The sequence below is a fragment of the Streptomyces wedmorensis genome (assembly GCF_000716445.1).
Classification (GTDB): Bacteria; Actinomycetota; Actinomycetes; order Streptomycetales; family Streptomycetaceae; genus Streptomyces; species Streptomyces wedmorensis.
The window spans coordinates 1-24,493 of record NZ_JNWK01000064.1 but is presented as its reverse complement, the minus strand read 5'-3'; the positions used below and the strand labels follow the sequence as shown (position 1 = coordinate 24,493).

Sequence of the window (24,493 nt, the reverse complement as noted above, 5' to 3'; positions counted from 1 at the left end):
CCCGGGCCGCACGACCGACCGTGCGGCCCGGGGGCACCGTTTTTCGCGCCGACGCGGAACTGCGACCTCCCTTATGCTGTCCCACCGGTCCCGGCCAACTCGGCCGAAAACACGGACGGTTCCATACAATCGGGGGAGACTTGTCGCAATCTTTCGTGCCCCAGCAGCCCAGTCGGCCGCCGAGCGCGCCGCCGGTCGCCGACCCGCGCCGCTTACCCGCCACCAGCGAGGCGACCCGGCTGCTCTGCGCCGGCACGTACCTCGACGACGGGTTCCGTGACGCGGTCATCGACCAGCTGTACGTCCACGAGGAGCGCTTCGCCGCCCCGTCCCTCGGCTACGACGCGAGCCGCGTCCTCGCCCACGCGCTGCGCGCGCGCCGCGTCGAACTCGGCTGGGCCGCCGGGATCGTCGCCCTCTGGATCATCGCGATCCCGCTCACCAAGGGCCTGGTCAGCCTCCTGATCGCGCCCTTCCTCATCCTCGGCCTGGCCCGCTGGATCCGCGGCCGTTCGGCCACCGCCCCGGTCTACCGGCTCGTCCCCGCGTTCGTCCTGCGCTGGTACGGGCGGCTCACGTTGCTCCAGTCCGCACTCCTCCTCTTCGTCCTCGTCTCCGGCGACGACGAGTCCGGCGGGGACCTCCTGGAGGAGCTGCTCGACCCGGACGGCGTCCTGGGCTTCATGGTCGGCCTGGCCGCCCAGGAGCTGTGGGGCGTCGGCAAGCTGGAGGCGTGGATCACCGTCGCCGTGCCGCTGCTCGTGGCCTGGGCGGTGGCCACCCAGCGCGGCCAGTTCGCCCGCGCGCTGACCCGGGAGCTCTCCCGCGAGCGCTTCCCCGACCAGCGCTCCGACCCGGCCGAGCAGGCCGAGGGCGCCCGGTCGCGCCGCCTGCGCGACCGGATCCGCGTCGAACAGCACGCGCGGCTCGTCCTGTACGACGCGGACCGCCCGTTCTGCGGGGCCGGCGAGCCGTACGAACCCTGGTCGCTCTCCGTCGAGCTGCGCCCCCGCAAGAACCTCGACGGCAAGGCGCCCGAACCGCTCGACAACAGCGCCATCATGCGTCACGTCGTCCCGCTGGTGGAGGCGCTGCGCACGCCGTCCCCGCACGGGTCGCCGCAGATCCAGGCCGCCGTCCGGGACCGGCTGCGCGAACTGGAGATCGACGAGGTCGTGTTCCTGCCGGTCGACGGGCTGCCGGACCGCACGGCGGCGCCGTACACCCCGGAGGGCTTCGAGGCGCACCGTTCGGGCGCGATCGAGGAGGGCGGCGAGACCCGCCGCCACTTCCTCCGGATCAGGGTCGGCGGCTGGGGCGAGGAGATCGTCACGACCGTCTTCGTCCGCGTCCACACGCAGGGCGGCATGCTGATGCTGGAGGTCGCCCCGCACGTGCTGCGGCCGGTGAAGCCGCTCTACCGGTACGCCGACCGGAACGCCCACCGCTTCCTGCACAACCACCACTTCGGCAGGGCCGTCTGGGCGCTGGGCGAGGTCCCGCGTTCCGGCGGGCAGGCCGTGGCCACGCTCTGGCGGGGGCTCGGCCACGTGTGGCGGGTGCTCACCGCGGGCAACGCCAACGCGCTGCCCGAGGGTCCGCTGGTCTCGGTCCGCGAGCTCGGCTCCGACGACGAGGCCTCCCTGTTCCAGGAGATGGACGTCAGCCGGTACCTGAAGAGCATCCAGGACCGGGTCGCGAACGGCGTGACGGTCGCGCTCCGTCAAGCCGGATACGAGACGGCCGAGTTCGAGCAGAAGATCGTGCACGTCGCCGAGGGCGGGACGTTCATCGAGAACACCAAGGGGAACGTCACCCTCGGCAACAACAACACCGTGACCAACAAGACCTTCACCACTTCGAAGACCGGAGGCGACCGTGGCTGACAACGACAACTCCCGCGACCGCGGCGGCATTCACGTCACCAACACCAGCGGCAACGTCACCATCGGCGACAACAACACCGTCACCAGCACGGTGAACGGCACCCAGCCGGCCCGCGACCCCCGGCAGGAGCAGCTGCTCCAGGCCGTCCTCAAGCTCCGGGCCGACCTGCGGGGCGTCGTCGCGACCGACCAGACGGCGGCCCTGGACGAGGAACTGTCCGACACGGCCGACGAGATCGAGGGCCACGGCCGCGCCGACGCCGGCCGCCTGCGCCGCCTGCGCCAGGCCCTCACCGACGCCGGTGCGGTGACCGGGATCCTCGCCTCGGGCGTCGCCGTCGGCCAGGCCGTCGGCACCCTGCTCGGAGGGTGAGATGAGCGGTCACGGGGGCGCCCGCTGGAACGACGAGACCCAGAGCTGGGAGCGGGTGGCACCGGCCGGACCTGCCGGCCAGGGTGCCGCTCGGAGCGGGGACGAGCACGGCCCCGTCGTACCCCCTCCGCCGCCCCCGGACCACGCGCCGGAGTACGACCCGTACCCCGGCACGTCGGGGTACGGGCCGGGGCAACCGGAGTACGTCCCCGAGACGGGCGGCTGGCACCACCCCGTGTCCGGCGGCACCGGGGCGGACCGGCCGCGTCCGCGGGCCGCGCTCGCGGCCGGGGTGGCCGTGGCCGTGCTGGCCGCGGGTTCCGTGGGCGGCTGGCTGGTCTGGGGCCGGGACGACGCCGAGGACCCGGCGGCGGGCGGCCCCGCGGTCTCCGTCTCGGCGCCGCCGGAGACCGGCGATCCCACCGCCGACCCCACGACCGGCACCCCGTCGGACTCGCCGTCGCCGTCGGACACGTCCACCCCGATGGACGACGTGCCCCCGCCCGGCTACAGCGCGCAGCAGGACCTCAAGGGCTTCACGATCGCCGTCCCCGACGGCTGGGACCGCACCGAGTCCGACCAGGGCGTCTTCTTCAACGCGCCGGACGGCCGGAGCCTGATCCAGGTCTTCGTGGTCCGGGAGGCGGGCATGACGCCGTACGACGCCCTGCGCGGCGCCTCCGAGGACGGCCGCGCCAACAAGCCCGGGTACACGGAGATCAGCCTCGGGCGGGTCACCGGCGAGCCGGGCGCCCCGGCCGACGCGGCCGAGCTGGTGTACGCCTACGACCGCGAGGGCGGCCGCCGCAAGGTCGTCGACCGCGCCTTCACGGCCGCGGACGGCAACCACTACGCGATCCTGGCCGCCGGTCCGGAGTCCGACTGGCCGAAGCAGCGCGAGGTCCTCGGCGTGGCCCTGGAGTTCTTCCGCCCGGGCGCGTACTGACCGGCCGGACGCCCCGCCGTCACGACGCCCCGCCGTCACGACGCCCGCCGTCACGACGCCCGCCGTCACGACGGCGGGGTGTCCGGGGTGCCCGGGTGCCGGGACGCTCAGGCTCCGGGCGTCCCCCCGTCGCGGAGCCTCGCCGCGAGGGAGGCCAGGTCGTCGAGCGACCGCAGGAGCAGGCCGTCGCCGAAGGTGATCCGGGTCGCGCCCAGGCGGCCGAGTTCGGCGAAGGACGGGCCGCCGGGGACGGCCAGGACGTTGAGCGGGAGGTCACCGAGGGCGGCACGCAGGACCGGGAGGTCCGCGGCCGGGGCCGCGATCGGGTAGACGCAGTCCGCGCCCGCCGCCGCGTAGAGCAGGGAGCGGGCCACCGCCGCCTCCGCCGGTTCGGGGACCCCGCGGATGTACACGTCCACGCGCGCGTTGACGAAGAGGTCCGGGCCCGCCGCGGCCCGCACCTCCGCCAGCCACTCCGCATGGGCCTCCGGGTCCCTGAGCGCGCGGTCCGGTCCGGTGTCCTCCAGGTTGACGCCGACGGCGCCCGCCTCCCGTACGCGCTCCACCAGTTCGGCCGCCGGAAGCCCGTAGCCGCCTTCCAGGTCGGCGGTGACGGGCACGGAGACCGCCCGGGCGATCCGGGTCACGGCGGCGAACATCTCGGCCGCCGGCGTCGCCCCGTCCTCGTACCCGAGGGAGGCGGCGACCCCGGCGCTCGGGGTGGCGAGCGCCGGGAACCCGGCCGCCTCGAAGACGCGGGCGCCGGCCACGTCCCAGGGCCCGGGCAGCACCAGCGGATCGTCCGCGGCCCGCCCCTGGTGGAGGGCGTGCAGGGCCGCGGCCTTCGGGTCCCCGCTCACGCGGAGCGCGGGGTGTAGTGGCCGGGCGTCATCCGGGTGGTGACACCGATCCGGTTCCAGGCGTTGATCGTGGTGATCGCGGCGATGACCCGGGCGAGCTCGGTCTCGTCGAAGTGCGCGGCGGCCCGTGCGTACACCTCGTCGGGCACGAAGCCGTCGGTGAGGACGGTGACGGCCTCGGTCAGCGCGAGGGCCGCGAGCTCCCGCTCGGTGTAGAAGTGCCGGGACTCCTCCCAGGCGGAGAGCTGCACGATCCGCTCGATGGTCTCGCCCTCCGCCAGCGCGTCCTTGGCGTGCATGTCGATGCAGAACGCGCAGCGGTTGACCTGCGAGGCCCGGAGCTTGATCAGGTGGTACAGGGTCGGGTCGACGTCCTTCGCGGCCGCCGTCTCCAGCCGGACCATCGCCCGGTAGAAGTCGGGGAGCAGCTCGGCCAGGGCGAGGCGGGGGGCGTGCTCGTGGGCGGTGGCCCCGGAGGCGGCCGTCGTGTGCGAGGTGCTGGTCGTGGTCGTCATACGGATCACCGTACGAGCGCTGTGGCACACGGGTATGGTCCATTTCCATGGCGAACGAGCGGGCCACTTTCGGATCCGACCTGCATCTGGAGCTGCGCGGGCCGCGGCTGCGCGAGGGTCTCATGGAGGCCCTGCGGGAGGCCGTGCGCAGCGGGCGCCTGGAGGCGGGCACCCGGCTGCCGTCCTCCCGGTCGCTCGCCGCCGACCTCGGCATGGCCCGCAACACCGTCGCCGACGCCTACGCGGAGCTGGTCGCCGAGGGCTGGCTCACGGCCCGACAGGGCTCCGGCACCCGCGTCGCGCGGCGCGCCGCCCCGCGCCGGACACCGCCCCCGGCCCCCGGCGCCCCGCTCCGTCCCGGGCCGCGCACGCCTCGGGCCGCCCCGTCGGCGGGCGCCCGGCGGCCCGGCACCCCGGCGCACGACCTGAAGGCGGGCAGCCCCGACCTCGCCTCCTTCCCGCGCGCCGAATGGCTCAAGGCGTACCGGCGGGCGCTCACCGCAGCCCCCAACGACGCCTTCGGGTACGGCGATCCACGCGGCCGTATCGAACTGCGCACGGCGCTGGCCGAGTACCTCTCCCGCGCGCGGGGCGTGCGCGTCCGGCCCGAACGGATCATGGTCTGCGCGGGGTTCGTGCACGGCCTGATGCTGATGGGCGAGGTGCTGCGGGGCCGCGGGGTGCGGGGCGTCGCCGTCGAGTCGTACGGCCTGGACGTCCACACGAACCTCCTCGACCGCGCCGGGCTCGGCCTCCCGCCGTTGCCGTTCGACGAACGGGGCACCCGGGTCGAGGAGTTGGCGGCGGGGGAGTTCGGGGGCGCCGGCGCCGTCCTCATGACGGCCGCCCACCAGTTCCCGCTGGGCGGCGCGCTGCCGCCGGACCGGCGGGCGGCGGTCGTCGACTGGGCGCGCGCCTCGGGCGGCTTCGTCCTGGAGGACGACTACGACGGGGAGTTCCGGTACGACCGGCAGCCCGTGGGCGCGCTCCAGGGCCTGGACCCCGAGCGGGTCGTCTACCTGGGCACCGCGAGCAAGTCCCTCGCGCCCGGCCTCCGCCTCGGCTGGATGGTGGTGCCCGAGGAACTGATGGGGGAGGTGGTGGCCGCGAAGGGGGCCGCGGACTGGGTGTCGAGCGCGCCGGACCAGCTGGCCTTCGCGGAGTTCCTCGGCTCGGGGGCGTACGACCGGCACGTACGGGCGAGCCGGCTGCGCTACCGGCGGCGCCGCGACCAGCTGGTGGCGGCGGTGGCCGCCCACTCGCCCGCGACCCGGGTCAGCGGGATCGCGGCCGGCCTCCACGCGGTCCTCGCCCTCCCGCCCGGCACCGAACAGGAGGCGCTCCGCGCCGCCGCCTGGCACGGTCTCGCCGTCCAGGGGGTCGACCAGTTCCGCCGCCCCGGCGTGCCCGCCACCCTCGACGGCCTCGTCGTCGGCTACGCCACGCCCCCGGACAGCGGCTGGCAGGGCGCGCTCCGGGCCCTGTGCCGGGTCCTGCCCTGACCGGCCCGCGGCGCGTCCGCGTCAGGGCGTGCCCGGGTTCCGCTCCGGTGCGGGGTCCGGGCCGGGGCCCTTCGTCGCACCCCGGCCCGGGTCGGCGGGCGCCCCGTCCTTCCCGGCGAGGCCCGCGCCGGGGGGACGGCCCGGAATCCGCCCCGCTTCCACACCGGGGTCCGCCGCGGGTTCCGCACCGGCGTCCGCGCCCGTGGCCGCCGCCGGCACCGCGGGCGGTTCGCCGAAGCGGGCCAGGGTGAGCGATCCGGCGACGGCGATGGCGAAACCGGTGACGGCGAGCCAGCCGAGGCCCTCGCGGGTGCTGTCGCCGAGCCAGACGACGCCGACGATGGCGGGGCCGATGGTCTCGCCGAGCACGGCGCCGGCGGTCGCCGTGGTGACCGAACCGCGCTGGAAGGCGGAGGTGAGCAGCATGAACGCGGCGCCGCCGCCGACCAGGAGCGCGTACCAGACGGGGTCGGTGAGATCGATGCCGTCGATGAGCCGGACCGCCACCTCGACCACGCCGAAGCCGAAACCCGCCCCGAGGCCGAGCACGAGCGCACGGGACCGCTGCGGCAGCCGGCCCGCCACCACGCCGAGCAGCAGCACCCCGAACGAGATCGCGAGCAGCGCCCAGCGCAGGGCTTCCGAGCCGTCCTTGTGGCCCTCCTCGCCGGAGGCGAGCGCCAGCATGGCGAGCCCCGCGCAGACCACGCCCACGGCCGCCCACTCCACCCGCTTCAGCCGCACCCGCAGCACCCGCGAGGCGATGACCGCCGTCACCGCCAGGCTCGCGGCGAGGGCCGCGCCCACCACGTAGATGGGCAGCGTCCGCAGCGCGACGATCTGCAGGGCGAACCCGAGGCCGTCCAGGCCGAGACCGGCGAGGTAGCGCCACTGCCGCAGGGCCCGCCACATCAGCGCGACGTCGACACCACCGCCCGTTCCCGGCTCCGCGGCCCGCGCCGCCACCGCCTGGAACACCGAGGCCGCACCGAAGCAGACGGACGAGGCCAGCGCACAAATCATCCCGAGAAGCACGAAATGACTCTAGGGGGTGAGGCCGGAAAGTACCGGCCTACACTGTGCGGTCGCGAGGGTCGTGACCGCGACGGACGCGATCGCGAAGGGGAGGGCTACGGACATGCGCAAGCTCAGGTCGAGCACGGTGGTGCTCGGCGGAATGGGTGTGCTCGCGGCGACGATAACCGCGTGCGGTTCGGAGCCGGACCGGCGGTGCGTGGACCCGCTGAGCCGCGAGGAGCTGCCCAGCTACCGGTGCGAGAGCGGCGGCGGGAGCGACGACGACAACGGCAGTACGACCCGCGGCTCGTACTACTACGGCGGTTCCGTCCGTGACAGGAAGGTGAGCGGCGGCAGCTTCGACAAGACCGCCGTGGACACCGGCGGCTTCGGCTGCTCCGGCACCGGCGGCGGCTGAGGCGGCACGGCACCGTGGAACGTCACACCATCGAGCCCCGGCCCGGCTGGCAGCGGACGGTCGAGGAGCAGGGGCTCGTCTACCCCCTGACCCGCTACCCGGACGGCACGCTGCGCCCGTACTGGGACGAGAGCGCGTACTACTCCTTCTCGCTGCCCGAGGTCGAGGCGCTGGAGGAGGTCGTCGAGGAGCTGCACGCGATGTGCCTCGCGGCGGCCGCGCACATCGTCGAGCGGAACCGGTTCGCCGAGCTCGGCATCACCGATCCGAAGCTGGCGGGCCTGGTCGCCGAGTCGTGGCACAGGCGTGCCGAACTCCCTTCCCTCTACGGACGGTTCGACCTGCGCTACGACGGTACGGGGCCGGCCAGGATGCTGGAGTACAACGCCGACACCCCCACCTCGCTCGTGGAGGCCGCGAGCCCGCAGTGGTTCTGGATGGAGGAACGGTTCCCCGGCGCCGACCAGTGGAACTCGCTCCACGAGCGGCTCGTCGACGCCTGGAAGCGGCAGGCGCACCTGCTGCCGCCGGGCCCCGTCCACTTCGCCCACTCGGACGGGGACGAGCTCGGCGAGGACCTGATGACGGTCGCGTACCTGCGCGAGACCGCCCAGCAGGCCGGCCTCGACACCGAGGCGCTCTCCGTCGAACGGATCGGCTGGGACCGGCTCTCGCGCCGCTTCGTGGACGACCGGCTGCGCTTCATCCGCAGCTGCTTCAAGCTCTACCCGTGGGAGTGGCTGACCACCGACCGCTTCGGCCGGCACGTCCTCGACACCCTCGACAACGGCGGCGGGACCGGCACCACCTGCTGGATCGAACCCGCCTGGAAGATGCTGCTCTCCAACAAGGCGCTGCTCGCGATCCTCTGGGAGCTGAACCCGGGCCACCCCAACCTGCTCCCCGCCTACCTCGACGGGCCGCGCGAACTCGCCGGGACCACCGGCTGGGTCGCCAAGCCGCTCCTCGGCCGCGAGGGGGCGGGCGTCACCCTGCACGAGGCCGGCACGGCGCCCTTCGTACGGGACGGGGAGGCCTGCTGCTACCAGGAGCTGGCCCCGCTGCCCGACTTCGACGGCAACCGGGTGGTGCTCGGCGCGTGGGTCGTCGAGGACGAGGCGGCGGGGCTCGGGATACGGGAGTCGGCGGGGCTCGTCACCGACGAGTACGCCCGCTTCCTCCCGCACGTGATCCTCTGAGGCCCCCGCGTGACCCTCCGAGGCCTACTCGGGGACGTACTCCCGGAGCGGCGCGGGCTTGAGGCCGGCCGCGTCGGCCAGGTCCAGGGCCCGCTTCAGGTCCTGTGCCACCGTCTCGTTGAAGTGCAGCAGGATGATGTCGCCGGCCTTGAGCCGCGGCGCCGGCGGGGTCCACCCGCCCCAGGTGGTGAGGTCGTGGGTCCAGGTCACGACGGCCTTCGCCCCGCACGCCCGGGCCGTCGTCCGGGTCGTCTCGTCGTACGTGCCGTACGGCGGCCGGAGCAGCCGCGGCCCGTCGCCGAACTGCGCGAGATGGCGGTCGCGGGCCCCGCAGACCTGCGCCCGCTGGCCGGCGGCGTCGAGCGCGGTCAGGTCCGGGTGGTCGACGGTGTGGTTCTCGACGCGGGAGCGGCCCTGGTCGAGCAGGGTGCGGAAGTAGCCGGAGTCGTACGAGTACGCGCCGGGGAGCAGGAAGAGCGAGGCGGGTACCCGGCGGTCGAGCAGCAGCTTCGCCGCCGCCGGGTCGTGGTACCAGCCGTCGTCCAGGGTGATGAAGACGACCGGGTCGGTGGTCTCGACGTGGGAGACCACCGGGACGGGCTCGGGCCAGGCCGCCTCCGGGGCGGCCTGCGCGGGTCCCGTGACCGCGCCGAGCAGCGCGAGCGGGACGAGGGCGGCGAGCGCGGCACGCACGGCGTGACGCAGACGGAGTCTCGGCATGGCCGCATCATTGGCCTAGACCAACTGTCGTGTCAATGGCCCGAGTTGCCCCGAGGGGCACCTCCGCCCGGCCTCCCGGACGCGCCGCCCGCCCGCCCCGAAACGGACGCCGTCAGTCCGACAACACGGCCCTCAACTGCTCCAGACCCCAGTCCAGGTCCTCCTTCGAGATCACCAGCGGCGGCGCGATCCGGATCGTCGAACCGTGCGTGTCCTTCACCAGGACCCCGCGCGCCATCAGCTTCTCCGAGATCTCCCGGCCCGTGCCCCGGGACGGCGCGATGTCCACCCCCGCCCACAGACCGCGCCCGCGAACCGCCTCCACCGCCCCGCCGCCGACGAGCAGTCCCAGCTCGCCGTGGAGGTGCTCGCCCAGCTCCGCCGCCCGCTCCTGGTACTCGCCCGTCCGCAGCATCGCGATCACCTCCAGGGCCACCGCGCAGGCCAGCGGGTTCCCGCCGAACGTCGACCCGTGCTCACCCGGCCGGAACACCCCGAGCACATCGGTGTCGGCGACCACCGCCGACACCGGCACCACGCCACCGCCCAGCGCCTTCCCCAGGATGTACACGTCGGGGACCACGTCCTCGTGCTCGCACGCGAACGTCCGGCCCGTCCGGCCCAGGCCCGACTGGATCTCGTCCGCCATGAACAGCACGTTCCGCCGGCGCGTCAGCTCCCGCACCCCCGCCAGATAGCCGGCCGGTGGCACCAGGACACCCGCCTCGCCCTGGATCGGTTCGAGCAGCACCGCCACCGTGTTCTCCGTGACGGCCGCCTCCAGGGCCGTCAGGTCCCCGTACGGCACGATCTCGAACCCCGGCGTGTACGGACCGAAGTGGTCCCGCGCCTCGTGGTCCGTGGAGAAGCTGACGATCGTCGTCGTCCGGCCGTGGAAGTTGTTCCCCGCGACCACGATCTTCGCGTGCCCGTCCGGCACGCCCTTCACCTCGTACCCCCACTTCCGGGCGGTCTTCACCGCCGTCTCGACGGCCTCCGCCCCCGTGTTCATCGGCAGCACCGCCTCCTTGCCGCACAGCTCCGCGAGCCGCGTGCAGAACTCGGCGAAGCGGTCGTGGTGGAAGGCCCGGGACGTCAGCGTCACCCGCTCCAGCTGCGCCTTCGCGGCGTCGATCAGACGCCGGTTGCCGTGCCCGAAGTTGAGCGCCGAATACCCGGCGAGCATGTCGAGGTAGCGGCGGCCCTCGACGTCCGTCATCCAGGCCCCGTCCGCCGAGGCGACGACGACCGGAAGGGGGTGGTAGTTGTGCGCGCTGTGCGCGTCCGCGGCAGCGATCGCGTCTTCTGTCCTCGACACGGGATCTCCGTTCGTCCTGCGGCTCGGGGGTGACCCAGGGGGCTGTGGCCCCTTTCATATCGTCGCTCGGATGCCGGACGGGGAAACCTCGGCGACGGCGCGCCCGCTAGTCTGGAAACACGCACGGCGACTGGCGTACGGGGAAGGGACCCCGGGGGAGCCGTGCGCGGCAGACCACACGAGGCGCCGCCCGCCTGGGCGTCACGGGACCGAAGTCCCGCGTGGCGCCGCGCCTCACGCAGTGCCCCGGGACCCGCCCACGCCCGGAGGACACCACCATGACCAGCCCGCAGCAGCACCCCGCACTCGCCGCGGCCGACCCCGAACTCGCCGCCCTGGTCGGCGCCGAGGAACGGCTCCAGAGCGAGACCCTGCGCCTCATCCCCAGCGAGAACTACGTCTCCGCCGCCGTGCTCGAAGCCTCCGGCACCGTCCTCCAGAACAAGTACAGCGAGGGCTACCCCGGCCGCCGCTACTACGAGGGCCAGCAGAACATCGACCAGGTCGAGACCCTCGCCGTCGAACGCGCCAAGTCCCTCTTCGGCGTCGACCACGCCAACGTCCAGCCCTACTCCGGCTCCCCGGCCAACCTCGCCGTCTACCTCGCCTTCGCCGAGCCCGGCGACACCGTCATGGGCATGGCCCTGCCGATGGGCGGCCACCTCACCCACGGCTGGGGCGTCTCCGCCACCGGCAAGTGGTTCCGCGGCGTCCAGTACGGCGTACGCCACGACACCGGTCTCATCGACTTCGACGAGGTCCGCGAACTGGCCCTCAAGGAGCGCCCCAAGGTCATCTTCTGCGGCGGCACCGCGCTGCCCCGCACCATCGACTTCGCCGCCTTCGGCGAGATCGCCCGCGAGGCCGGCGCCGTGCTCGTCGCCGACGTCGCCCACATCGCCGGCCTCATCGCGGGCGGTGCGCACCCGTCCCCGGTCGGGCACGTGGACGTCATCTCCACGACCACCCACAAGACCCTCCGCGGCCCGCGCGGCGCCATGCTCATGTCCCGCGAGGAGCACGCCAAGGCCCTCGACAAGGCCGTCTTCCCGGGCCTCCAGGGCGGCCCCCACAACCAGACCACCGCCGCCATCGCCGTCGCCCTGCACGAGGCGTCCCAGCCCTCCTTCCGGGCATACGCCCACGCCGTCGTCGCCAACGCCAAGGCCCTCGCCGAGGCGCTCCTCGCGCGCGGCTTCGACCTGGTCTCCGGCGGCACCGACAACCACCTGATCCTGATGGACCTCACCCCCAAGCAGGTCCCGGGCAAGATCGCCGCGAAGGCCCTCGACCGGGCCGGCATCGTCGTCAACTACAACACCGTCCCCTACGACTCCCGGAAGCCCTTCGACCCGTCCGGCATCCGCATCGGCACCCCGTCCCTCACCTCCCGCGGCCTCGGCACGGAACACATGGCCCAGGTCGCCGAGTGGATCGACCGCGGTGTCGCCGCCGCCGGCACGGGCGACGAGGACGCCCTCCGCGCCATCCGCGCCGAGGTCGCCGACCTCATGACCGCCCATCCGGCCCCGGGCCTCCCGACCTGACCCCCACGGCCGGCTCGGCCCGCCCGAGCCGGCCTCGGCCGCCGCGATCCCGCCGCCGCGATCCGCCCCGCCGCGATCCGCCCCGCCGCGGCCCGACCCGGTCGTTCAGCCGACGGACTCCGCCGTGCGGCGGGCCCGCTCCGGGTCCGGTATGCCTTCCAGGCGGAAGGTGAGCGGGCCCCCGTTCGTCGCCCAGAGGAGCGTGGGGCCCGCCGTGCGGACCCGGTGGGTCCAGGCCGCGCCCGTGCCGTCCGTCATGGGGAAGGTCAGCAGGTGCGGGGTGGCGAACCAGTAGCCGTGCGCGCCGTCGGGGAGGTCGACCCAGCGCGGCGGCGTGGTGACCTGCTTGGCGAAGCCGATGTCGAGCCGCGCGGGGAACTCGTCGAGCCGGACGGTCCGCTCCCCGTCGCGCCAGCACAGGCTGATCACCGCCCGCCCCCGCTCGGCCGACCCCGTCACCACGACGGCGTCCGGCGGACCGAGCAGGTCCGGTATCAGCGGCTCGAAGCCCGCCAGCCGCGCCGCCCGAGCCGTGGACACCGGATCGGGGCACCCCGGCACCACGCCGCCGGACGCGACGCGGTGGCCGTCCGGGTCGTACCGCACGGCGACCCCGCCGAAGCCGAACCAGTCCGCCACCGTCGCCCGCACCGGGGGCGTCAGCACCAGCACGACCAGCACGCCGGTCAGACCCGCCAGCAGGACCCGCCACCGCTCGCCCGCCCACGCCCGGGCCCGCGCCCACCACCACCGCCGGCCCGGCCGCGGCTCCGGCTCCGGAGTGGGCACCCGCTCGGCGAGGAGCTGCGCGAGCACCCGCTCGGCCATCGACTCCCCGTCGACGTCCGGCACCCGCAGCCGCCGCCCCAGCTCCCGCAGCTCGTCCGGCAGACCCTCGTCAGCCATGCTCCCCACCTCCTTCCAGGCCTTCCTCCAGCACCCGTCCCAGCTTCTTCAGCGCCCGGCTCAGCCGGGACTTCACCGTCCCCCTCGGCCAGCCGAGGGCCAGCGCCGTCTCCGTCTCGTCCAGCTCCAGGAGATAGCGGTGGATCACCACCAGCCGGTGGTCCTCGGCGAGACCGTCCAGGGCCTCCCACAGCCGCCGGCTCCGCTCCCGCGCCTCGGCCGCGACCGCCGGGTCCGCCGACTCCGGTATCAGCGGCTCGGCGGCCCCCAGCAGATCCGCCTCCCGGTCGTGGACGGCGCGCCGCCGACCCGCCGACCGCACTGTGTTCCTGGTCTCATTGGCGACGATCCGCAGCAGCCACGGCCGGAACGCCGAGCCCTCCCTGAAACGCCCCAGCGTCCGGTACGCCTTGAAGAACGCCTGCTGCACCACGTCCTCGGCGTCCGGACCCGCGCCGCACGCCACCGCCGCCCTCAGCGCCACCGCCGTGTGCGCGCGGACCAGCTCCGCGTACGCCTCCGGCTCTCCGGCGCGCACCCGTGCGATCACCACGGCCTCGTCGTCGACCAGGCCCCCCTCCCGCGTCCTCACACTCTTGATACACCGGTCGACGGGGATCGGTTCCCACACCTGAGAGAATGATTCGCATGGCCTCTGACAGTCCCCGCGTGCTCTCCGGAATCCAGCCCACGGCAGGCTCGTTCCACCTCGGCAACTACCTCGGCGCCGTCCGCCAGTGGGTCGCCCTCCAGGAGTCCCACGACGCCTTCTACATGGTCGTCGACCTGCACGCCATCACGGTTCCGCAGGACCCCGCCGAGCTCCGCGCGAACACCAGGCTCGCCGCCGCCCAACTGCTCGCGGCCGGCCTCGACCCGGAGCGCTGCACCCTCTTCGTCCAGAGCCACGTCCCCGAGCACGCGCAGCTCGGCTGGGTCATGAACTGCCTCACCGGCTTCGGCGAGGCCTCCCGCATGACCCAGTTCAAGGACAAGTCCGCCAAGCAGGGCGCCGACCGCGCCACCGTCGGCCTCTTCACGTACCCGATCCTCCAGGTCGCGGACATCCTGCTCTACCAGGCCAACGAGGTCCCGGTCGGCGAGGACCAGCGCCAGCACATCGAGCTGACCCGCGACCTCGCGGAGCGCTTCAACGGCCGCTTCGGCGAGACGTTCACGATCCCGAAGCCGTACATCCTCAAGGAGACGGCGAAGATCTTCGACCTCCAGGACCCGACGATCAAGATGAGCAAGTCGGCGTCCTCGCCGAAGGGCCTGATCAACCTCCTGGACGACCCGAAGGTCACCGCCAAGAAGGTCAAGAGCGCCGTCACCGACACCGACACCGTGATCCGCTTCGACCCGGAGAACAAGGCCGGCGTCTCCAACCTGCTCACGATCATGTCCACGCTCACCGCCACGTCCGTCGCGGACCTGGAGAAGAGCTACGAGGGCAAGATGTACGGCGCGCTGAAGACGGATCTGGCCGAGGTCATGGTGGACTTCGTCACGCCGTTCCGGGCCCGCACCCAGGAATACCTGGACGACCCGGAGACGCTGGACTCGGTCCTGGCCAAGGGAGCGGAGAAGGCCCGGGCGGTCGCGGCGGAGACGCTGGCGCAGACGTACGACCGGATGGGCTTCCTGCCCGCCAAGCACTGAGTCCAAGGACCCTGGCCACAAGGGCGGTGCAGGCCGCACACTGGCGGCTGCACCACTGCACACAAATCGACCGACGACGGAGGAGAACGACGTGGGGACCGTAACGCTCGGCGTTTCGATCGCGGTCCCGGAGCCCTACGGCAGCCTGCTCCAGGAGCGGCGCGCCGGCTTCGGGGACCCTGCCGCGTACGGCATTCCCACGCACGTCACCCTCGTCCCGCCGACCGAGGTGGCCGAGGAGCGGCTGCCGGCGATCGAGGCGCACCTGGCGGGCGTCGCCGCCGAGCACCAGCCCTTCCCGGTGCGCCTGAAGGGCACCGGGACCTTCCGGCCGCTGTCGCCGGTCGTCTTCGTGAAGGTCGAGGAGGGCGTCTCCCTCTGCAACCGGCTCCAGCACCGGATCCGGGACGAGGCAGGGCCGCTGGTGCGGGAGCTCCAGTTCCCGTACCACCCGCACGTCACCGTGGCGCACGGCATCTCCGAGGAGGGGATGGACCGGGCGTTCGAGGAGCTCGCCGGGTACGAGGCGGCCTGGACCTGCCGCTCCTTCGCCCTGTACGAGCAGGGCCCGGACGGGGTGTGGCGCAAGCTGTGCGACTACCAGTTCGGCAGCGGCCGGACGATCCCCGCCGTCCCGTCGCAGGGCGGCAGCCCGGTCGACGCGCCGACCGTCACGCCCGCGGGCTGACCGGCACGACACCCTGAGAGGCCCCTCACACCGGCAGAAGCCGGAAGAGGGGCCTCGGCGCGTGCCGTACGGCCGCCATCACCATCCGCAGTGCCCCCGGCACCCACACCGTCTCCGAGCGCCGCCGCAGCCCCAGTTCGATCGCGCTCGCGACCGCTTCCGGGGTCGTCGCGAGCGGCGCCGGGGCGCGCCCGGCGGTCATCCTGGAGCGCACGAACCCGGGGCGTACGACCATGACGCGCGCGCCGGTCCCGTACAGCGCGTCGCCGAGGCCCTGGGCGAACGCGTCGAGCCCCGCCTTCGACGAGCCGTAGATGAAGTCGGCGCGGCGGGCCCGCTCGCCGGCCACCGAGGAGAGCACCACGAGCGAGCCGTGCCCCTGCGCCTGGAGCGCGCCCGCGCAGACCAGGCCCGACGAGACGGCGCCCGTGTAGTTGGTCTGGGCGACCCGGACGGCGGCGACCGGGTCGGACTCGTCGCTCGCCTGGTCGCCGAGGACGCCGAAGGCGAGCAGCACCACGTCGATGTCGCCCTCGGTGAAGACCTTGCCGAGCCGTTCCTCGTGCGACGCGGTGTCGAGCGCGTCGAACGGCACGGTGTGCACCTCGGCCCCGAGCCGGCGCAGCGAGTCCGCGGCGGCCGTCAGGGCGGGGGAGGGGCGGCCGGCCAGCCAGACCGTGCGGGTGCGGCGCGCGATCAGCCGTCGGGCGGTGGCGAGCCCGATCTCGGAGGTGCCGCCGAGGACGAGCAGGGACTGCGGGAGGCCGGAGGCGTCCTTCATGGTGGGTGCTCCTCGGAGGACGGGACGACGGGACGGGTCCGGCTGAGGACAGGCCCGGGGCCGGTCGTGACAGCCATGGGGGTGACCGTATAGCCGCCCCTGTCGCATATGTCGGTATTGCTCCGGGATGTCGGTCACGGGTCTGCGCGACCCGGAGAGGGATTCTCGTACTCCGGTCAACTCACGGATCAAGGGGCACGCGTACGACATGGACTGGCTCACCAAGCTCCCCGTCATCGGCCCCGTGGTCACCCGTCTCATGCGGACCCACGCCTGGCGCTCCTACGAGACCCTGGACGCGGCGCACTGGACCCGGCTCGCCGCCGCGATCACCTTCCTCTCCTTCCTCGCGCTCTTCCCGCTGATCACCGTCGCCGCCGCGATCGGCGCCGCGCTCCTCACCGACGACCAGCTCGACCGGATCGAGGAGAAGGTCGGCGACCAGGTGCCCGGCATCTCCGACCAGCTCGACATCGGCGGGCTCGTCGCCAACGCGGGCACCGTCGGGCTCGTCGCCGGCGCCATCCTGCTGCTCACCGGCATCAGCTGGATCGGCGCGATGCGGGAGTGCCTGCGCGCGGTGTGGGGGCTCGACGACATCGAGGGCAACCCGATCCTGCTCAAGGGCAAGGACGCGCTCATCCTGGTCGGGCTCGGCGGCGTGGCCCTCGCCTCGCTGGCCGCGTCCTGGCTCGGCTCCACCGCCGTCGGCTGGAGCGCCGACCGGATCGGCATCTCCGGCGACGGGGCGGGCGGCTTCTTCCTCCAGGCGGCGGCCGTCCTCGTCGCCGTCGTCGCCGACTTCCTGATCCTGCTGTACGTCCTGACCCTGCTGCCCGGCGTGGAGCCGCCCCGGCGCCGCCTGGTGGTGGCGGCGCTCATGGGCGCGGTCGGCTTCGAGCTGCTCAAGCTGCTGCTCGGCGGCTACATGAAGGGGGTCGCGGCGAAGTCGATGTACGGCGCGTTCGGCGTCCCGGTCGCCCTGCTCCTGTGGATCAACTTCACCGCGAAACTCCTGCTGTTCTGCGCGGCCTGGACGGCTACGGGGTCTTCTCCCCGGACTCCTGAGGCTTCTCCGACTCCTGAGTCTCCTGAGGCTTCCCGGACTCCTGAGTCTCCCCGGGCTTCTCGGACTTCTGAGCCTCCTCGCCCTCCTGAGGCTCCCCGGTCGCCGGGTCGTCCTGGGACGGGGAGCGACGACGGAGAGCCGCCGACGCGGCCAGCGGCCAGCGGCGGTTGACGAGGAAGACCGCGGCGGCCAGGAGCAGGAGCACCCCGCCCGCCACGGCGAGCGCGATCCCGACGCCGCCGGACCGGCCGGAGGCCGCGGCCTCCGCCGGAGCGTTCTTGCCGGGCGCGGGCGCCGGAGCCGTACCGTCGTCCGGGGCGGCCGACTCGGTACGGGCCGACCGGGGCGGCACCAGCTCGCCCACCGGGGTCACCTTCCCGGACGCGGCGAAGCCCCAGTCGAGCAGCCGGGCCGTCTCCCGGTAGACCGCGTGCTGCTCCTTCGAGGACGGGTTCATGACGGTGACCAGCAGCACCTTGCCGTTCCGCTCGGCGACCCCCGTGAAGGTGGCACCCGCGTGCGTGGTGTTGCCGTTCTTGACCCCGGCGATGCCCTGGTACGGCGCGACGCCGAGGTCGCCGGTGAGGAGCCGGTTGGTGTTCTGGATCTCGAAGGTCTCGCGCTTCTTGCCCGGCTTGGCCTCGCCGGGGAACGCGGCGCGGGGCGTGGCGGCGTACTCGCGGAAGTCCGGCTTCTGCATGCCGCTGCGGGCGATGAGTGTCAGGTCGTACGCGGAGGAGAGCTGGTTCGGGGCGTCGTAGCCGTCCGGGGAGACCACGTGGGTGTCGAGCGCCTGGAGCTCGGCCGCGCGCTCGTTCATGTCCGTCACGGTCCGGTCGAGCCCGTTGTTCATGCTCGTCAGGACGCGGACGGCGTCGTTGCCGGAACGGAGGAAGACGCCGAGCCACAGGTCGTGGACGCTGTAGGTCTGCTTCTCCTTGATGCCGACCAGGCTGGAGCCCTCCCCTATCCCGGCCAGGTCCTGGCTGGTGACCAGGTGGTTCTGCGTCCTGGGGAACTTCGGCAGCAGGGTGTCCGCGAACAGCATCTTCAGGGTGGACGCCGGGGCGAGCGGCCAGTGCGCGTTGTGCGCGGCGAGGACCGCGCCGGTCTCCGCGTCCGCGACGATCCAGGAGCGCCCGGACAGCTCCTTCGGCAGCACCGGGGCGCCGGGGCCGAGCTTCACCTGCGTGCCTGGCTGCCCGAGCAGTGGACCGCCGAGCTTCGACATGACGGCGGGAGGCTTGGGCTGCTTGTCCTTCTCGTCCGCCCAGGCGGGGGGCGCGCCGGTGACGAGGGGCAGGAGCACGGCAGCAGTGACCGCGCAGGCGGTCCTCTTCGAAGCAGACACGGTCGAGAACGTACAGGTACGGAACAGGGATCCGAACCCCGCGGGGCGGTTCGTCCGGGCTCGTCCACCCGGACGCGGGGACGGGGAGGCGGACGGTGATACTGGGGCCATGAAGCTCAGCCGCCGCGTCTCCTGGTTCCTGCTCGCCTTCGGGGTGTGGAGCTGGTTCATCTGGATCACCTTCCATGCGTAAGTAACTGTTAGACCTCCTGGAACGGGAAAGTGCAGGTGAGTGGCTTGACTCCCTTCGTTTCGGCCGTGGGGGCCGAGAAGCTGGACACAGTCAGGGCGGGCGTGTACGCCCGCCAGTCGAAGGCGCGGCCCGACTCGTCGGAGGCGTCGCCAGAGGCGCAACTGGCAGCCGGTCAAATGCTTGCCGCTAGCCGAGGGTGGGAGGTGGTTCACACCTTCAAGGACGTCGGTCGATCCGGTTGGGATCCGAACGCGGTCCGCCCGGAGTTCGAAGCGCTCATGGACGCCGTGCGCGCGGGCGAGATTGACGTGGTGATCGTCAACGAGTTGTCCCGGCTGACTCGTAAGGGCGCGCATGACGCGTTGGAGATCGACAAGGAGTTCAAGAAGTACGGGGTCCGCTTCGTCTCTGTGCTGGAGCCGTTCCTAGACACGTCCAACCCCATCGGCGTGGCCGTCTTCGCCCTGATCGCCGCCCTAGCGAAGCAGGACAGTGACATCAAGGCGGAGCGCCTTCGGGGGGCAAAGGATGAGATCAGGGCCGTCGGTGGGCGGCACTCCTCGTCGGCACCGTTCGGCATGCGAGCCGTTCGCGAGAAGATCGGGAATCTAGTTGTCTCCGTTCTGGAGCCTGACGAGGACAACCCCACACACGTAGACCTTGTGAAGCGAATGGTCACGATGTCGACTGACGGTGTCTCAGACAACAAGATCGCCACTACCTTCGCGGAAGAGGGGATCCCGGCGCCTGGTGAGGCTGAGCGCCGCGCTACTCCAAAGCGAGTTGAGGCCATCAAGCGCCGACGCGTGTCCGACAAGGAGAGCCCCATTCAGTGGCGCGCCCAGACTGTTGGGTGGATCCTCTCGCACCCTGCAATCGGAGGCTTTGCGAGCGAGCGCGTCAAGCGCGGGAAGGCCTACGAGAATGTGGTGGCGCGCAATCTCGTCGGCAAGCCACTAGCGCCGCACAAGGGGATCATCGCGGGGCGGGTTTGGCTGGAGCTCCAAGAGAAGCGGAAAGCGCGAACTCAGCCCGCTCGTAAGTCCGGCGGAGACACGTCGCCCACGCTCCTTAGCGGGTGGCGTTTCTCGAAGTGTGAAGTCTGTGGCGGAGCGCTCGGGCAGACTCCGGGGAACGGCGATGGCTCCTACATGTGCGCCAACCCAAAGGGGCACGGAGGGCTCAGCATCAAGCGTGGCGAGCTAGACGACTTCGTCGCGCGGCGAGTGTGGGCGCGCCTTGAAAATGCCGACATGGAGGACGAGGAAGACATGGCGTGGGTAGAGGCCGCAGCCAAGCGCTTCGCACGTCGGAAGGATCTATCCAGCGCTCAGGAAGAGCGCCGGGAAACGGAACTCCACCTCGACCACGTCAGGACGTCCATCGCTGAACTCCAAGAGGACCGGCGGCGGGGGCTGTACCGAGGACGGGATGAGCTCGGCACGTGGCGCGCAACGATGGAGCAGTACCGGGCATACGAAGATCAGTGTGTTGCGCGGCTGGCGGAGCTGGAGGAAGAGACGTCGGCAACGGTCCGGATCCCCGCAGAGTGGACGGAGCCCGGCGAGGACCCCATCGGCAAGGAGAGCCCGTGGGCCGCATGGGACATCTTCGAGAAGCGCGCGTTCCTGGACTTGTTCCTTTCCGGGGTGTCCGTGGGCAGGGGACGCGACCCTGAGACACAGAAGTACATCGCCGTGGAGGACCGCGTAACCCTGCACTGGCGCCCGCTCCCCGTAGACGACGAGACCGACGAGGACTGACCGCCGAAACGATGAGGGCCCGCACGACGTGTGCGGGCCCTTCGTGTGTTCAGGAGTCTGACTGTGTCGACCATGCGCCAGCCGGCGGACGTTTAGGCAGCTCGGCGCCAGGGCGCGCCGTGAACCACTCCATATACGTGCGGAGGGCTGCGGAGCGGTCGCTCCCCGACGCCTGGACGGCCCTGTCGAAGTCCTTCCAGAGATCGTCATCGATACCGCGGAGACCGCGCAGCCGCGACGCATCGACGACGAGTGGACTACGAGCGTCTGTGACTCCTGCCTGACCCACGCGACTGAGTAACACTGCGTAACGTCCCGCCCTCGGCAGACCCGTCTCTTCAGTCCGTGGAGGCGGGTCGTCGGCGTCCCTGGCGACGTCGAGCAGCGTCCTCGTCCTCCGGCGGAGTCAGACCGTGCCGAATTCCGATCGGGCCGCATAGCGTCTGACCTGCGGGTTTGGTCAGAGTGGCAAATCTGGCCCCTAGTTCTATTTTTCCCTTGACTCGTCTTAGAGAAAAGGGAAATACCAGTTAGTTCGCCACTTGGACCTCGGTTCGGCCCCGGCGGCCGACCTGACGTAGCGCGACGCAGGGGGGGGGCGAGGTGGGGGCAGCGTCGGACGTCCCGCAGCGTGTGCGGCCGGCGTCACCCAAACATCGGCGCGCTACCCCCACGTAACTCATTTAGCAGGGTCCGCGTCACAAACGCGCGCTACCCCCCAATCACTTAGGTAGGGGGTTGGCGCGTCTCAGCGCTACCAACCCGCAATCACTCTCTGAGCGACGTGTAGGGCGTCGCTCCGCGACGAAGCGAGGAACACTGTGTACGACGAAACTGGAGCCCCCGTGCGCCGCCGGGCAAGCCGTGGGTACGAGGCTGAGGGACTGGATTACCTGGCGCTGGAGATGGAGGCGGGCGGCGCCTACGTGTCTCCCGGGCGCATGCCATGGCGGGGGCTCAGCGGACACGACCCGCTCGACGAGCTGTCCGACGAGGAGTTCGACGCTCGGAATTTTGAGGACTGGGAGGATGCGGGGCTCGACGAGGAGGACCGGCCGAAGCGGTACCGGCCTTCGGGACGCAGAGTCGACGTCGTCCCGCCCGTCGTCAGTGAGGTGACGGTCCGAGTAGACCCGTCGATCGCGGAGACCTTCGCCGAACGTCAGGCACAGGCGCCCGAAGGAGCCTCCTGGGGTGTAGACGGCGGACACGTCACCGTAGAGGGATCCTTCAAGGTCTGGCGCGGCGCGTGCCTGAGGTGCGCTGAGGAGTTCGTGCAGCGTCGCCCTGCGAGTCGGCATCGCGCAGGCGACGAGCCGCAGTCTGCACGAGACCGCGTGATCGACGAGGCAGTCCAGACCTTCGCCGCAACCGGCCGATGGACATCCGACGTCGGCGAGCGAGCGTCGGCGGCCTTCGCGGATGGGATGCCGTGGGAGGCGGAGCGACTCGCGCTGAGGAGTGCCGTCGAGTTCACGGAGACGTGCGCCAACGATGCATTCGAGGCCTTCGCCCCTGACGCACTCGCGCACCTTGCGGGGCGGCTGGCCAGCGTTCTCAGCGACGCTCTCGCAGCCTCCGGGAAGCTCGGTGGAGCGCGGAGCGCGGACGACGCTATCAAGGCCGGAGGCGACGCCGTGGAGGCATGGGGGCGCCTTCAGGGGTGCGTCTCTGCCGTCACCAACGTGCGTGCGGCGCAATGGGCGTTGCTGACGCCGAAGCTACGACGTCACGAGCTGCCTGGCAGCAACGAACAGCGCAACCTTGCGACGCGTTGGCGATCAGCCGGCCACGGCGAAGTACGAGGAGCCCGAGCCGATGACGTGCCGGAGTTCGTGCGAGACGCCGCGCGGTCCAAGGGGTACTCCGTCGCTTCGGTGCTCTGGCTTGCTGAGAGCGGCGCGGCCTACGTACCGGAGTCGTTCGAGGAGCTGGCGGAAGAGGTTGAGCTCGCGACGCCGGCGCCCATCGTCTACGACGACCACGGTCCGGTACGGGACATGTCGCCCATCGAGACTGTTATTCCGACGCCGAAGGCTGCCGACGTCTACCCGCACTCCCGGACGCCGCAAATCGACTTCAGCGGTCCCACCCCGAAGAACCCCACCCCCAACGCCACCCCGGGCGACCCCGCGCCGCCCGTCTGGCGCTGACTGGAAGAGAGGTCCTGAAATGGAACCCGAGCCGAACCCAGAGCAGCCACACCCCGCAGTGCTGGAGCTGGCCAAGCTTCGCGCCGGCCTCGCCGCAGGCCTTACGCCCGAGCAGAGCGAGCGACTCCGCGGAACCAGCGATGAGGAGCTGGCAGCCGACGCGCAGGCCCTCGCGACAGCATTCGGTGCCAACCAGGCGCCCCCCGCTCCTCGTTCCGGTGGCAACCGTGGCCCGGACGTCGGCAGCGGAGGACGAGGAAGCGTCAGCGCTGGCGCCGCCCTCTACCGCGATCGTCACGGGCTCGACGAGGACGGCAGGCGGCCCGAGAAGAAGCCGGTGCCGACCGGAAACGGCAACCCGTTCGCTGAGAGCGGCTACAGCATGGAGCGCTGAGGGGCTCCGCACCTCGGAGGGGCAACCCTTGGGGCCGCCCCTCCCGAAGGCGTTAACGCTTGAGGTACTGGAGCACGATAAGGCCCGCACCTGTAACCGCGAGGCACGCGGTCCCCGCCTTGGTGAGGCCGTCAAGAACGGTGCCACCAAGTTCGGTGACGATGATAAAGGAAAGAAGGCCGACCACCGCACCGACGAGCATCACGATGATGATGTCGCGAACCGGGTGCGCACAGATAGTGGTGGTGCCGCTGGACGTCACGCTGTTTCCTCCCGAGTGTCACTGACGCGTACTGCATGGAGACATGCCTCACCTGTTGGTGTGGTCTCCAGCTAGGAGCCGACAAGGCAGCTCCTGGGCCTACGCCGTCACGGCGAGGCCAAATACGATCAGTTCGTCCTTTTCGGATTCGGGAAGGGGTAGGCACGTGTGTAGGCTTCCAGCCGGTACACGCGACCAATAAGTTACTGCACGGCCAACTGCCCGGCAAGTAACCATTGTTCGGCGGCGCAGGGGCTACAGGTAGCAGGGGGGTGACCCCCACCGGGCAGACGTCCAGACCGTACAGGTGCTGGTCCTCTCTGTATGTACGGGTCTGGGGGATCTGAGCGAGCCTGCGCGGACGCGCCTGGCACTAGGGCGGGAGACGCCTACACAGCCCCTCCTAGGGGGCGCTGAGGGTCGACCCTGCCCCTAAAGCGTGACTCGTCAGCGTGGCTGACGTCATTAAACTCGCAGGTGAGAGGCTTGAAAGTGTGACCGGCCGGTACATCGCAATGACGGGGCGCCGACATGGCAACGCCCCGCCCGTTCTTGCGGATGTCTCAGGCCTCGTCAGCCGACTGGCGCCTTAGGGGCGCTCGCTCGAAGGCGACCGCGCTCGACCTCAGCCCTGAGGTCGTACCAGGCGCGTACCGTCTTCCGAGCCTCGCGCAGGAGCGCGGGAAGACGCTTGAAGATCGTAAAGAGCGCGCCGAGAACAGCCGCAGCGCCCGCGATCCAGCCGTAAGTTTCCATCTGGTCCTTCACCCTTCTTGGGTGGTCGGACCGTGGGCAAGGCGCACTCGGCCCGACCACACGCACGTGTAGTCGAAACCGAGATGCGCCGCCCAACAAGCCCCGCACTAAGAGTCTGCCGATCATTAACCTGTCACTTTGATCTTAATGTCGGGGGTGCTGCTTTGGGCGGCCACTCGGGCTCGGAGGGCCGTCAGGGCGGTCGGTGGGGTGA

21 protein-coding genes, 3 pseudogenes and 1 riboswitch are annotated in these 24,493 nt (G+C 71.8%); of the genes and pseudogenes, 14 read left to right on the top strand and 10 right to left on the bottom strand.

Annotated elements, in window-relative coordinates; all coding sequences use genetic code 11:
* Nucleotides 1-140: 140 nt before the first annotated feature.
* Genes OO54_RS34665 through OO54_RS34655 form a run of 3 tightly spaced genes read left to right on the top strand, consistent with a single transcriptional unit; the run spans nt 141 to nt 3,205 of the window.
* On the top strand, nt 141-1,886 hold the full coding sequence (locus OO54_RS34665) for a hypothetical protein (RefSeq protein ID WP_234439574.1): 1,746 nt from the start codon (nt 141-143) through the stop codon (nt 1,884-1,886).
* Nucleotides 1,879-2,259, top strand: a complete 381-nt coding sequence (locus tag OO54_RS34660) for a hypothetical protein (protein WP_033210552.1) — start codon at nt 1,879-1,881, stop codon at nt 2,257-2,259. The genes OO54_RS34665 and OO54_RS34660 overlap by 8 nt, the downstream gene beginning before the upstream one ends.
* Before the next feature lies 1 nt (nt 2,260).
* Nucleotides 2,261-3,205 carry a chromosomal replication initiator protein DnaA gene (locus OO54_RS34655; protein ID WP_033210549.1) on the top strand — a complete coding sequence of 315 codons (945 nt, stop codon included), beginning with the start codon at nt 2,261-2,263 and terminating at the stop codon, nt 3,203-3,205.
* A gap of 107 nt (nt 3,206-3,312) precedes the next feature.
* On the opposite strand, the gene OO54_RS34650 is transcribed toward OO54_RS34655, so the two are convergent.
* Together OO54_RS34650 and OO54_RS34645 are read right to left on the bottom strand one after the other, a co-directional pair.
* A complete protein-coding gene (locus OO54_RS34650) occupies nt 3,313-4,065 on the bottom strand; it encodes an isocitrate lyase/PEP mutase family protein (RefSeq protein WP_033210546.1) in 753 nt (250 codons plus the stop codon).
* Nucleotides 4,062-4,580, bottom strand: a complete 519-nt coding sequence (locus OO54_RS34645) for a carboxymuconolactone decarboxylase family protein (protein ID WP_033210543.1) — start codon at nt 4,578-4,580, stop codon at nt 4,062-4,064. The genes OO54_RS34650 and OO54_RS34645 overlap by 4 nt, the downstream gene beginning before the upstream one ends.
* Before the next feature lie 47 nt (nt 4,581-4,627).
* On the opposite strand from OO54_RS34645, the gene pdxR reads away from it, so the two are divergent.
* Nucleotides 4,628-6,082: a MocR-like pyridoxine biosynthesis transcription factor PdxR gene (gene pdxR, locus OO54_RS34640; protein WP_033210541.1), complete on the top strand. Its 1,455-nt coding sequence runs from the start codon at nt 4,628-4,630 to the stop codon at nt 6,080-6,082.
* A gap of 204 nt (nt 6,083-6,286) precedes the next feature.
* Here pdxR and OO54_RS34635 read toward each other — a convergent pair.
* A pseudogene (locus OO54_RS34635) lies at nt 6,287-7,105 on the bottom strand (hypothetical protein); the annotation flags it as partial.
* Between the two features lie 115 nt (nt 7,106-7,220).
* Between OO54_RS34635 and OO54_RS34630 the strand changes: the two are divergent.
* The gene (locus OO54_RS34630) at nt 7,221-7,517 is read left to right on the top strand and encodes a hypothetical protein (RefSeq protein WP_033210536.1); all 297 of its coding nucleotides are present in this window, start codon (nt 7,221-7,223) and stop codon (nt 7,515-7,517) included.
* 14 nt (nt 7,518-7,531) lie between these two features.
* On the top strand, nt 7,532-8,716 hold the full coding sequence (locus OO54_RS34625; RefSeq protein ID WP_033210533.1) for a glutathionylspermidine synthase family protein: 1,185 nt from the start codon (nt 7,532-7,534) through the stop codon (nt 8,714-8,716).
* 24 nt (nt 8,717-8,740) lie between these two features.
* On the opposite strand, the gene OO54_RS34620 is transcribed toward OO54_RS34625, so the two are convergent.
* Both OO54_RS34620 and rocD read right to left on the bottom strand, forming a co-directional pair.
* Nucleotides 8,741-9,436, bottom strand: a complete 696-nt coding sequence (locus OO54_RS34620) for a polysaccharide deacetylase family protein (protein ID WP_033210530.1) — start codon at nt 9,434-9,436, stop codon at nt 8,741-8,743.
* 112 nt (nt 9,437-9,548) lie between these two features.
* On the bottom strand, nt 9,549-10,754 hold the full coding sequence (gene rocD, locus OO54_RS34615) for an ornithine--oxo-acid transaminase (protein WP_033210527.1): 1,206 nt from the start codon (nt 10,752-10,754) through the stop codon (nt 9,549-9,551).
* A 116-nt stretch (nt 10,755-10,870) separates the two neighbouring features.
* A riboswitch (ZMP/ZTP riboswitch) is annotated at nt 10,871-10,961 on the top strand.
* A gap of 71 nt (nt 10,962-11,032) precedes the next feature.
* Here rocD and OO54_RS34610 point away from each other — a divergent pair.
* Entirely contained in the window at nt 11,033-12,301 is a 1,269-nt protein-coding gene (locus OO54_RS34610) for a serine hydroxymethyltransferase (protein ID WP_033210526.1), read from the top strand.
* Nucleotides 12,302-12,406: 105 nt separating this feature from the next.
* On the opposite strand, the gene OO54_RS34605 is transcribed toward OO54_RS34610, so the two are convergent.
* Nucleotides 12,407-13,207 carry a hypothetical protein gene (locus OO54_RS34605; RefSeq protein ID WP_033210523.1) on the bottom strand — a complete coding sequence of 267 codons (801 nt, stop codon included), beginning with the start codon at nt 13,205-13,207 and terminating at the stop codon, nt 12,407-12,409.
* Nucleotides 13,200-13,799 carry an RNA polymerase sigma factor gene (locus tag OO54_RS34600; RefSeq protein WP_033210602.1) on the bottom strand — a complete coding sequence of 200 codons (600 nt, stop codon included), beginning with the start codon at nt 13,797-13,799 and terminating at the stop codon, nt 13,200-13,202. Before OO54_RS34600 ends, OO54_RS34605 begins: the two co-directional genes overlap by 8 nt.
* Before the next feature lie 56 nt (nt 13,800-13,855).
* Between OO54_RS34600 and trpS the strand changes: the two genes are divergently transcribed.
* Both trpS and OO54_RS34590 read left to right on the top strand, forming a co-directional pair.
* The gene (trpS, locus tag OO54_RS34595; RefSeq protein ID WP_033210520.1) at nt 13,856-14,869 is read left to right on the top strand and encodes a tryptophan--tRNA ligase; all 1,014 of its coding nucleotides are present in this window, start codon (nt 13,856-13,858) and stop codon (nt 14,867-14,869) included.
* A gap of 91 nt (nt 14,870-14,960) precedes the next feature.
* On the top strand, nt 14,961-15,557 hold the full coding sequence (locus OO54_RS34590) for a 2'-5' RNA ligase family protein (protein WP_033210518.1): 597 nt from the start codon (nt 14,961-14,963) through the stop codon (nt 15,555-15,557).
* A 25-nt stretch (nt 15,558-15,582) separates the two neighbouring features.
* Here the strand turns inward: OO54_RS34590 and dprE2 are convergent, their stop codons facing one another.
* Entirely contained in the window at nt 15,583-16,338 is a 756-nt protein-coding gene (gene dprE2, locus OO54_RS34585) for a decaprenylphospho-beta-D-erythro-pentofuranosid-2-ulose 2-reductase (protein WP_033210517.1), read from the bottom strand.
* Between the two features lie 208 nt (nt 16,339-16,546).
* Between dprE2 and OO54_RS34580 the strand changes: the two genes are divergently transcribed.
* A complete protein-coding gene (locus OO54_RS34580; protein ID WP_051787527.1) occupies nt 16,547-17,578 on the top strand; it encodes a YihY/virulence factor BrkB family protein in 1,032 nt (343 codons plus the stop codon).
* Nucleotides 17,579-17,915: 337 nt separating this feature from the next.
* Here OO54_RS34580 and OO54_RS48890 read toward each other — a convergent pair.
* Nucleotides 17,916-18,638: pseudogene (locus tag OO54_RS48890) on the bottom strand (D-alanyl-D-alanine carboxypeptidase family protein); the annotation flags it as partial.
* A 229-nt stretch (nt 18,639-18,867) separates the two neighbouring features.
* On the opposite strand from OO54_RS48890, the pseudogene OO54_RS48885 reads away from it, so the two are divergent.
* From OO54_RS48885 to OO54_RS42665, 4 genes and pseudogenes are all read left to right on the top strand, one after another.
* A pseudogene (locus OO54_RS48885) lies at nt 18,868-18,942 on the top strand (SCO4848 family membrane protein); the annotation flags it as partial.
* Between the two features lie 44 nt (nt 18,943-18,986).
* Complete coding sequence (locus tag OO54_RS34570) at nt 18,987-20,714, top strand: recombinase family protein (RefSeq protein ID WP_078905500.1); 1,728 nt, start codon at nt 18,987-18,989, stop codon at nt 20,712-20,714.
* 821 nt (nt 20,715-21,535) lie between these two features.
* Nucleotides 21,536-22,867 carry a hypothetical protein gene (locus tag OO54_RS34565; RefSeq protein WP_033210515.1) on the top strand — a complete coding sequence of 444 codons (1,332 nt, stop codon included), beginning with the start codon at nt 21,536-21,538 and terminating at the stop codon, nt 22,865-22,867.
* Nucleotides 22,868-22,886: 19 nt separating this feature from the next.
* Nucleotides 22,887-23,261: a hypothetical protein gene (locus OO54_RS42665; protein WP_157856554.1), complete on the top strand. Its 375-nt coding sequence runs from the start codon at nt 22,887-22,889 to the stop codon at nt 23,259-23,261.
* Nucleotides 23,262-23,313: 52 nt separating this feature from the next.
* Here the strand turns inward: OO54_RS42665 and OO54_RS34555 are convergent, their stop codons facing one another.
* Nucleotides 23,314-23,523 carry a hypothetical protein gene (locus OO54_RS34555; RefSeq protein ID WP_033210510.1) on the bottom strand — a complete coding sequence of 70 codons (210 nt, stop codon included), beginning with the start codon at nt 23,521-23,523 and terminating at the stop codon, nt 23,314-23,316.
* Nucleotides 23,524-24,493: the final 970 nt, after the last annotated feature.